We start from the raw sequence: 926 nt of genomic DNA on the forward strand, positions 1-926 counted from the left end.
AAGCAACCTCTGAACAACGCACCCACGATGCGCAACACTATCCACTCACCTCCATGCAACTGCCCTTCGGTGATGCACAGGGCCTGGGCAAGCGCAAGCAGACCCGCCGCGAGATCTTTCTGGACGAGAGGGAGCAGGTGGTTCCGTGGCGGCAGTGGCTCGGGCTGATCGCGCCACAGTATCCGGTGTCAGGGCGGCCATGTCGGCAGCCGTAGGCCCTGACCACCATGTTGCGGATTGAGCTGTTGCAGCAGTGGTATGCGTTGGGCGATCCGGCGATGGAACAAGCCCTGCACGAGATCCCGACCTTGCGGCGTTTTGCCAAGCTTGGCGGCTTGGACAGCGTTCCCGACGCGACCACGATTGTCCACGTTCGCCGCCTGCTGGAAACCCATGGCCTTGCCGCGCGGATGCTGGCCGAAGTCAACGCGCAGTTGGCGCGCAAGGGCCAGCGCCTGCGGCCCGATGTCACGGTGACGCACGCGCTGCTGCACGGCACCGAAGACAGCGTGTTCGGCGACAACGGCGACACCGGTGCAGACAAACGTGAAGAACTGCAGGCCTGCGAGGCCGCATTGTTCATCGCCGCCAAGCATGCAACGAGTCGGGCAATCGGCAACAAACGCGCGCGTACTCGGGAAAAACATTGGGAACACGTCAAAGCCAGCGTGCGTGCGAAGGTGGAGCATCCATTCTGCGTGATCAAGCGCCAGTTCGGTGACACCAACGTCCGCTATCGCGGCCTGGCCAAGACCGCGGCGCAGGTGCTGACGTTGTTTGCGCTCCCCACTCTGTGGGTGGTGCGCCGGCAGTTGCTGCCGGCCAGGGGATAATGCTGCCTGGCGGCAGGATAAGCCGCCAGACGCTGCATGGACTACGCCACGCAAACCAACGACACCCCTCATCTCGACGGTGCTGTTTGAACT

At 63.3% G+C, this 926-nt stretch carries 1 pseudogene; it reads left to right on the forward strand.

What is annotated here, in order from left to right:
- The first annotated feature begins 53 nt into the window (after positions 1–53).
- Positions 54–833, forward strand: a pseudogene (locus XpopCFBP1817_RS20895) (transposase).
- Positions 834–926: the final 93 nt, after the last annotated feature.

It is taken from the genome of Xanthomonas populi, from assembly GCF_002940065.1.
Lineage (GTDB): Bacteria > Pseudomonadota > Gammaproteobacteria > Xanthomonadales > Xanthomonadaceae > Xanthomonas > Xanthomonas populi.